Annotated in this window: 11 protein-coding genes and 1 other annotated feature; of the genes, 4 read left to right on the forward strand and 7 right to left on the reverse strand. The window is 44.2% G+C overall.

Features of this window, described 5'->3' with window-relative positions; translation table 11 throughout:
- Positions 1-165: 165 nt before the first annotated feature.
- Both DCC82_RS12400 and DCC82_RS12405 read right to left on the reverse strand, forming a co-directional pair.
- On the reverse strand, positions 166-1,329 hold the full coding sequence (locus DCC82_RS12400; RefSeq protein WP_015864390.1) for an endonuclease Q family protein: 1,164 nt from the start codon (positions 1,327-1,329) through the stop codon (positions 166-168).
- The gene (locus DCC82_RS12405; protein ID WP_097354709.1) at positions 1,322-1,882 is read right to left on the reverse strand and encodes an NUDIX domain-containing protein; all 561 of its coding nucleotides are present in this window, start codon (positions 1,880-1,882) and stop codon (positions 1,322-1,324) included. The genes DCC82_RS12400 and DCC82_RS12405 overlap by 8 nt, the downstream gene beginning before the upstream one ends.
- Positions 1,883-2,004: 122 nt before the next feature.
- Between DCC82_RS12405 and DCC82_RS12410 the strand changes: the two genes are divergently transcribed.
- A complete protein-coding gene (locus DCC82_RS12410) occupies positions 2,005-2,925 on the forward strand; it encodes an aldo/keto reductase (protein ID WP_097354710.1) in 921 nt (306 codons plus the stop codon).
- Positions 2,926-3,147: 222 nt separating this feature from the next.
- Here the strand turns inward: DCC82_RS12410 and DCC82_RS12415 are convergent, their stop codons facing one another.
- The 3 genes from DCC82_RS12415 to DCC82_RS12425 all read right to left on the reverse strand — a co-directional run bounded on the left by DCC82_RS12415 (position 3,148) and on the right by DCC82_RS12425 (position 4,210).
- Positions 3,148-3,381: a YqkE family protein gene (locus tag DCC82_RS12415; protein ID WP_015864393.1), complete on the reverse strand. Its 234-nt coding sequence runs from the start codon at positions 3,379-3,381 to the stop codon at positions 3,148-3,150.
- Positions 3,382-3,642: 261 nt separating this feature from the next.
- Entirely contained in the window at positions 3,643-3,882 is a 240-nt protein-coding gene (locus DCC82_RS12420; protein WP_097354711.1) for a YqkC family protein, read from the reverse strand.
- Positions 3,872-4,210 (reverse strand): iron-sulfur cluster biosynthesis family protein, encoded by a 339-nt coding sequence (locus tag DCC82_RS12425; RefSeq protein WP_015864396.1) that lies wholly within the window; start codon positions 4,208-4,210, stop codon positions 3,872-3,874. Before DCC82_RS12425 ends, DCC82_RS12420 begins: the two co-directional genes overlap by 11 nt.
- An 89-nt stretch (positions 4,211-4,299) precedes the next feature.
- Between DCC82_RS12425 and DCC82_RS12430 the strand changes: the two genes are divergently transcribed.
- Together DCC82_RS12430 and DCC82_RS12435 are read left to right on the forward strand one after the other, a co-directional pair.
- Entirely contained in the window at positions 4,300-4,512 is a 213-nt protein-coding gene (locus DCC82_RS12430) for a CDGSH iron-sulfur domain-containing protein (protein WP_015864397.1), read from the forward strand.
- A 6-nt stretch (positions 4,513-4,518) separates the two neighbouring features.
- Positions 4,519-4,722 carry a YqzH family protein gene (locus tag DCC82_RS12435; protein WP_233252995.1) on the forward strand — a complete coding sequence of 68 codons (204 nt, stop codon included), beginning with the start codon at positions 4,519-4,521 and terminating at the stop codon, positions 4,720-4,722.
- A gap of 26 nt (positions 4,723-4,748) precedes the next feature.
- On the opposite strand, the gene DCC82_RS12440 is transcribed toward DCC82_RS12435, so the two are convergent.
- Both DCC82_RS12440 and DCC82_RS12445 read right to left on the reverse strand, forming a co-directional pair.
- Positions 4,749-5,537, reverse strand: a complete 789-nt coding sequence (locus DCC82_RS12440) for an SDR family NAD(P)-dependent oxidoreductase (RefSeq protein ID WP_062678569.1) — start codon at positions 5,535-5,537, stop codon at positions 4,749-4,751.
- Positions 5,528-6,499 (reverse strand): MBL fold metallo-hydrolase, encoded by a 972-nt coding sequence (locus DCC82_RS12445; RefSeq protein WP_062678570.1) that lies wholly within the window; start codon positions 6,497-6,499, stop codon positions 5,528-5,530. Before DCC82_RS12445 ends, DCC82_RS12440 begins: the two co-directional genes overlap by 10 nt.
- A gap of 180 nt (positions 6,500-6,679) precedes the next feature.
- Positions 6,680-6,910: a binding site (T-box leader), on the forward strand.
- Positions 6,911-6,953: 43 nt separating this feature from the next.
- On the opposite strand from DCC82_RS12445, the gene proI reads away from it, so the two are divergent.
- Positions 6,954-7,811: a pyrroline-5-carboxylate reductase ProI gene (gene proI, locus DCC82_RS12450; RefSeq protein WP_082798160.1), complete on the forward strand. Its 858-nt coding sequence runs from the start codon at positions 6,954-6,956 to the stop codon at positions 7,809-7,811.
- The last annotated feature ends 79 nt before the right edge of the window (positions 7,812-7,890 follow it).

Consider the following 7,890-nt stretch of genomic DNA (forward strand, 5'->3'; position numbering starts at 1 on the left):
TCAACCAGCCGAACGCGGCAGCCAATTAGGCTAGCTGCAAGCCCACGGCTTTAGCCGTTGGGTAGTTGACCCTCTTAGTAGATTGTATGAAATATTCTTCGATGTATGACTGATTTGCAAGAAAAGAAAGAGAAGATAACCTCCATAAATACAAAAAAATCGCTTCTATTCCGAAGCGATTTTGCCGTATTTTCCGCCGCCCCCTGCTTGGATCGAAAGCTCTCCTCTGCGTGCGAGAATAATGAGTTTTGCCAGTTTTTCCCCTATGCTCTGTTTCAGTTCTTCTTCTGTCGCTTGGTGGAGTACGTACATTTCTGTACCGAAACGGGCGAGCAATTTTTCGTATGTTTTCGGTCCAAGCCCTGGAATAAACTCAAGCGGCACTTGATAAATATACGGTGGGCGTTTGGGAGGAACGCCGCCCGTTTTTAGCTCCTTAAGGCGGTCAAATACCCCTTTTATTTGCCGGTGATGTCCGCAATCCGGGCAATATTTTTCACGAGGATCCATCGGCTTGAAACATCGTTCGCATGTCGTCTGATGATACTTCCCTAGTTTCGGATTTAAGCCGTAGTTAGCGACAATGGTTCTTTCCTCTTGCTTTCGCAACGCTTTTTTCAATTCGGCAAACGTCGGAGCCTTCATGCGGATCACTTGATATTCACGCGCCAGCTTTCGCAGCGAATGGGCATCCGAATTGGAAAGGTATGGATAACGATGCAGCTCGGCGATTTGGTCAGCCATCTCGGTATCCGCACTTAACCCTAGTTCTACCGCGTCAATGCCATCAGGGTCAAACACTTCGGTTAAGCTTTTTTTCACTCCTTTGCCATACAAGCTTTTAAACGGAGTAAACGCATGAGCCGGAACGAACAAACCGCCCAACCGTTTAACAATCGCTTGCAACTCACGCCCTGTTCCGTAGATCCGCTGCGAGCTGAGAGAAATATTTCTCACTCGCTCTTTTAGCCATACAGAAAACGTACGCATTGCACTGATCGTCGGCAAAAACGCAAGCACATGAATAGGTCCTTGACAATGTTCGTCATATACTTCGAGTTCACTTCCTAACAATAACGTGACAGAACCAACCGCAACACCGCCATCATCGTGTTCTTTCCATCCTTTCGCTTCTACTCCCCGTTCCACTTCATCGAGCACTTCCGGAACATGGCAGTCAATGATGCCGACCATATTTAATCCTTTTACATGCGCTGCCTCGTGTAAAATGTTTGTGAGCGTTAACGTTTTTGCACCTGTGATTTTTACCGGCCGGCCAGAAGCGGTGCGGCCGATATGAATATGTAAATCGACGTAATAGTTATGCATTTTCTTCTCCTATGGCACGACGCAATTGTAAATATTGCAGCGCATATGCTGTTTTGGCATCATAAATCTCGCGTTTTTCAAGCATTTCCAGCGCCTCCTCTAACGTCACTTCCAATATGTCGACAAATTCGTCTTCATCGAGCGACGCGGCGTTTTCCACTTTCGTTAACCCTTCTGCCAAATATAAATGAATTAATTCGTCGGCAAATCCCGGTGATGTATAAAATGACACGATATGGCGCAGCGAATGAGAACGGTAGCCGGTTTCTTCTTCCAATTCGCGTTGTGCAGTGACAAGCGGTTCCTCGCCTTTTTCTAACTTCCCCGCTGGAATTTCTACTAATGCGCGTTCAAGTGCTTTTCGGTATTGGCGAACGAGCACTAGTTTTCCTTCTTTCGTAATCGGAATAATCGCCACCGCACCTGGATGCTTAATAACTTCCCGCTTGCTCGTTTTCCCATTTGGCAGCTGTACGTCTTCCACATACAATTGAACTACTTTGCCGCTAAATATTTTTTCTTTGCGAATCGTTTTTTCCATTAAATGGTCCATTTTCTTCTCTCCCATCTAACAATATCCTTCCTAGCTTAATTGTACTACATCATTTGAGCAAGTTTTACTTTCGGGTGTACAATGAAAAAAATGATTATTTTAATTAAAGGAGGATCCGCATCATGCAAAAGCGCCGCATCGGCTTATCGGATTTATATGTCAGCGAAATCGGGCTCGGCTGCATGTCGCTTGGCACGGACGAAAAAAAAGCGATTCGCATTATTCATGAGGCGTTAGAACGGGGCATTAACTATTTAGACACGGCCGACCTTTATGACCGCGGACTAAATGAAGAATTTGTCGGAAAAGCAATCAAAGGAAAACGCGATCAAGTCATCCTTGCAACAAAAGTGGGCAACCGCTGGGAAGACGGAAAAGACGGCTGGTTTTGGGATCCATCCAAAAAATACATTAAATCGGAAGTAAAAGAAAGCTTGCGCCGTCTGCAAACGGATTACATTGACTTATATCAGCTTCACGGCGGTACGATCGATGACCCGATCGACGAAACGATTGAAGCGTTCGAAGAATTAAAACAAGAAGGGGTGATCCGCTATTACGGCATTTCCTCGATTCGTCCAAACGTTATTCGTGAATATGTAAAACGTTCCAATATCGTCAGCGTCATGATGCAATACAGCCTGCTTGACCGCCGACCAGAAGAGTGGTTTCCGCTTTTGCGCGAACACAACATCAGCGTCATCGCCCGCGGACCTGTCGCGAAAGGATTGCTCACAGAGCGGCCGCTAGAGGCGGCAAGCGATTCTGTCAAAGAAAACGGTTATCTCGATTATACATACGAAGAATTGCAGACGCTGCTTCCAAAGTTAAAAGCGAAAACGGCCGAACACCGTTCGTTCACCGCAACGGCGCTGCAGTTTTGTTTATATGATCCGGTTGTTGCCGCTGTCATTCCAGGAGCGAGCAGCGTCGAGCAGCTCATCGAAAACATAAACGCCGCTTCCGCCCCACGTTTAACTGAGGAAGAATATCAATGGCTCCAAAAGCATACGAAAGCCTCGGTGTATAAAATGCACCGTTAAAAATACTTGCAAAATGATGCGGAAAGAGAGCCTTTCTCTTTCCGCCATATCAATGATGGTTCTGTCATATATCGATTCCGCGCTGCTTCCATTCCGACAGCGAACAAGCAAACAGCGTGATCGGCGTTCGAAAATTCGCTGCAAAAAAATAACGCCGATTTCTTCACTCTCCCCAAAATTTTATGGCAAATCTATCAAACAAGATATTTCCCATCCAAAGATTTACTTAAAATTCCGCCAATCCAAATTGCTCTCATTCAGCAGCTCTTCAAACGTTTTTTGTTTTTCACGTTTGCGCTGCTCCTCGCGTCTCCGCGCTTCTTCCTCTTCTTTTCGGCGCTGTTCTTGTTGTTCCAATTCTCGTTTTTTCTCCTTCAGCTTAGCGAACAATTCCTCATTTAAACGATCCTTCAGCGTAAGCAATTCGTCTGCTCGATTTTTTTGTTTCTTGTTCACACTTATCCCTCCAATGTATAAAACGTTGTTCATTCTTCCATGATAAAAACAAACACTTTCAAGAAAAGGAGTTAAACGAAATGGCAAAAAACAGAGCGCAAAAAGGAAAACCAACTGCTGATACCGTAAAACAAACAATCGCAAAAGAAGAATTAGAAAAAGCGATCCATCCAACAAAACGCCAAAACACCCCGCAATAACGAAAAGCGGAAGGCGCAAACAAAATGAATGATAAAACCGTAACCGAAGTGGGTTACGGTTTTATAAGATTTCCGTAATATTAGGCATATGCTCATCCATCCACGCTATTGCTTCATCTAGTGTGGCAAATTCTTTTGTCTCAAACGTCATTTCATTTTGCAAAAGCCAGACGTCTTTTGGCTCATGATAGACGCCGGCAATCGACCAATGCAGCAAACTGTACGGGTCATTTTCATGCAAAAATGATACCCATGTTTTTTGCTTCGCTACATTGGCGATTTGTCTCAGCTTATCTTTCATGTTGTTCACTCACTTCTATAAGCGGCATGCGTGGACTTAAAATTTGTCCAGGGCTTTTCAGCAAAAAACTGCTCGTCCCTTCGACAACGTCAATCGTCATCACATCATCATAGAACACGAGACGGGACTTTTCCACAAAAACAGGAACGAAATTCGTCTCGACAGCGATATCGTCCTCATCTGCTTCATCGACGAGCCATAAGGCAATGACACCGTCAACGAGGCATCCGCATCCATCTGTGTCATATTTTAGCTTCAACATTCGCCCTGTTTGCGCTAAAATAGGAGTCAGCTGTTTGATCGCTTTATCTGTAAATGTAATATTCACGCTACATGATGCTCCTTTTCTTCTTGTTTCTGCTCCTATTGTACCTACATATGCAAATTGCTGTCAAAATAAAAAGGAGGAATTCAATCATGTCCAAAGTACAAATTAAAGTGAACGATAACGGCTCCTATCGCATTACTGGCGATGTGGAGCTTATTGATGCGGAAGGAAATAAATTTGTAACTAAACAAACCTTTTCGCTTTGCCGATGTGTTCTGTCCAACAATATGCCATTTTGTGACGGTACCCATAAAGGCAAATTCCACTCTGTTGTCCGCGCTACCCCATCCGAATCGCAATGATAGGAAGTGGCATTGTTGGACGAAAAATGGCTTAAAAAACTTATTCGCAACTGCTTTCTTCAATATGGACATGACACGGAATCTCTGTTTCTTCATGACTTCGAATGGAAACAGTTGTGCGAAAAAATTTTACTAGAAAAAACAAACCATGAAGATATGGATATGTACGAAATTGTGCATGATGTCATTTATGAATATATAACGAAATAACACTCCTTGTTATGCAGCAGGGAGTGTTATTTTTTGAAGAATGCACGTTTCCCGACTTTCTCGACCACGGATGGAAATAAGCGATAGAGTTGACTCCCAATATTCATCCAGCGCGGCATATTTACTTCCCTTGTCGGCGTCATCATAATCGAAACGACCTGTTTTGCTACTTTTTCCGGCGAAAGCATCCATCGTTCCACATTTTTTACATATTCCCCTGATTGGTCGGCGACATGGAAAAAATTCGTCCGAATCGGCCCCGGGTTCACAGCAGTAACAAAAATCCCGTACTGTTCCGCCTCCATCCGCAAACTGTCCGTAAACCCAAGCACCGCATGTTTGGTAGCAGCATATACGCTCGATTTTGGAGTTGCCAATTTTCCTGCTTGTGAAGCAATATTAATAATATGGCCGCTTCGCCTTTTTTGCATATGTAAATATACTATTTTTGTGCAAGCGATTAAACCAAATACATTGACAGCAAACATGTCTTTCATTTCCTCGATATCAATGTCTTCCACATTGCGAAACACGCCAAAACCTGCGTTATTTACTAATACATCAACCGTTTGGACATCACGAAATAATTGTTGAAACACCGTTTCTACCGCATCTGTATCACTCACATCCAACCGATAATAACGTGGCGAAATGCCATATGTATGTTCAATTTGTCTTGCCACCGCTTTCAACTTTTCTTCATTTCTGGCAAGCAACACCGGCAGCGCCTTTTGACGCGCCGCTTCATAGGCGATCTGTTCACCGATGCCGCTTGACGCTCCAGTAATGACGATATGTTTGCCTTCTATCCGCAAATAGATCCCTCCATCGCTTCATAAATGTAATAATCATTTACTTTTGTCTTTCTCACTGCGCCGTTCTCTTCTAAGTAATCAAGCTGCCCAATCGCTTCGGACATCGTTAATATAAACTCTTGTTGATATACAGTAGGAAATAGCTTTTGGCAAACTTCAAATACCGTATGCGGTCTTTGCTTGAGCATATCGAGCACTTGCTCGGCACGTTCGCGTTGTTTACGGAGCCGTTTTTCAATCAATGCAAATACGTCTGTTACATCCTCCCCATGTCCCGTCATGACAAAAGAAATGTCGTAATTCCGCATTTTAAGCAATGAAGCGTTATACTGCACTAATGGTTTCGGGCGCTCCGTTTCTCCTGGAAAAGGCGGCTCCATCAATGGATTTGGAGAAATATGTAAAAGCAAATGATCTCCACCAATCATCGCACCGTCTGTTTCGCGGTAAAACACAACATGGCTTTGGGCATGTCCCGGTGTTTCAATTACTTTCCAATGCGGCAAGCCCGGCAGCAAATCACCTTCTTTGACCGTAGCGGTAAGCGGACGATGACATGCATAGCGGAGCGAGCCCCGTAAATTTGGAAGTTCTGCGAGAAACGAACGATCCACGCCACATTCTAACAAAAACTGTTCAAAAAATCGTTGATGTTGTTGAAAAAATGTTTCGTCCTGGCGAAGCCAGCGATCTGCTTTCTGATGGCCAATGACCGGAATTGTATCTGGTAAATAATCGAGCAAGCCGACATGGTCAGGATGGTGATGGGTAATGACAACTTGATCAATGTCGGAAGGAGCATATCCAATTTGACGAAGCTGCTGTTGAAACGAGCGCCACGCCTCTTCTGTTTTTACACCGGCATCAATCAGAGTCAAGCTATCTCCTTTAATCAAGTACATGTTTACATTTCCAACCGGAAACGGCGTCGGCACGACGATGCGATAAATATGTTCATTCATCATCGACGATCCCCTTCTAATGATATATTTATAAAATAAATCGACAATAATGATATTTAACAGTTTACACCGATTTTATCGGTTTGTCATTTTTTTCGAATAATTCACAAAAAAATTATCTTTTCCTATTGACAACACACCTGTTTTCATTGCATAATTGCAAACAAAATTAAACATTGCAAACGGGCAATGAGTGGGGCCAGTAAACCATGAATGGTATCCAGAGAGTGAAACCCATAGGCTGGAAGGTTTCATTACCCTCTTCGTGGTTGAACCTACCCCATGAGCTGTTAGGAAAACCTAAACGCTCAACCGGCGTTATCGGTGAAGAGGTGGACTCTTTTTCGGCCGTTTGTCGGCAAAAGAGTCAAAAAAGGTGGTACCGCGGAAACAAGACCTTCCGTCCTTTTTAGGATGCAAGGTCTTTTTTATTTGATCAAAAGGAGGAATTGCCGTGAAACGAGAAACGACCATTACGTTTATCGGTGCCGGTTCGATGGCAGAAGCACTTGTTTCCGGAATGACAAAAACATTGTATCAGCCTGAACAAATTATTATGACAAACCGTTGTAATCAAAAGCGTCTTGAATATATGAAAAAAACGTATGGAGTCCGGATCGAAACCAATAAAGAAAAAGCGGTAAAAGAAGCCGATATTGTCATTTTAGCGATGAAGCCGAAAGACGCGGCAGAAGGCATCATTTCCATTGCTCCAATGATTGGCGAACATCAGCTGATCATTTCCGTGCTGGCTGGCGTTACGACGGAAACCATCGTTTCACTAATTGGTAAAAACGTTGCGGTGATTCGCGCCATGCCAAATACGTCAGCAACGATCGGTCAGTCTGCCACCGCCATCTCTCAAGGCCGTTTTGCTACTGAAACACATTTGGCGATTGCGAAAACGTTGTTTGAGACGGTGGGCATTGTCACGGTCGTTCCTGAACATGATTTGCACGCCGTTACAGGGCTTTCCGGAAGCGGACCTGCCTATGTCTATTATTTAGTGGAAGCAATGGAAAAAGCGGCGGAAGAAATCGGACTTGACCGTACTGTCGCAAAAGAATTGATTTTGCAAACAATTATCGGCGCGGCACAAATGTTGCAAGCAACGAACAAACATCCTTCTATCTTGCGCAAAGAAGTAACTAGTCCGGGCGGAACGACCGAAGCTGGCATTCAAGTGCTGGAGCGTTACCGATACCAGGAAGCGGTTGTTGCTTGTATCAAACGGGCAACGGAGCGATCTGAAGAGTTAGGAAAAGCGCTTGTTTCTTCTTCTTTTCCTCGCGCTGCCGCTCCATCTCGCTAAATGTTGTAAGTCAACTACCCAACGGCTAAAGCCGTGGGCTTGCAGCTAGCCTAATTGGCTGCCGCGTTCGGCTGGTTGA

The sequence above is a fragment of the Geobacillus sp. LYN3 genome, assembly GCF_003064505.1.
GTDB lineage: Bacteria > Bacillota > Bacilli > Bacillales > Anoxybacillaceae > Parageobacillus_B > Parageobacillus_B toebii.

Coding starts and splice junctions, on each gene's coding strand:
- DCC82_RS12400 (WP_015864390.1), bottom strand. CDS start 1,329: ATGCATAACTATTACGTCGATTTACATATTCATATCGGCCGCACCGCT.
- DCC82_RS12405 (WP_097354709.1), bottom strand. CDS start 1,882: ATGGACCATTTAATGGAAAAAACGATTCGCAAAGAAAAAATATTTAGC.
- DCC82_RS12410 (WP_097354710.1), top strand. CDS start 2,005: ATGCAAAAGCGCCGCATCGGCTTATCGGATTTATATGTCAGCGAAATC.
- DCC82_RS12420 (WP_097354711.1), bottom strand. CDS start 3,882: ATGAAAGATAAGCTGAGACAAATCGCCAATGTAGCGAAGCAAAAAACA.
- DCC82_RS12430 (WP_015864397.1), top strand. CDS start 4,300: ATGTCCAAAGTACAAATTAAAGTGAACGATAACGGCTCCTATCGCATT.
- DCC82_RS12445 (WP_062678570.1), bottom strand. CDS start 6,499: ATGAATGAACATATTTATCGCATCGTCGTGCCGACGCCGTTTCCGGTT.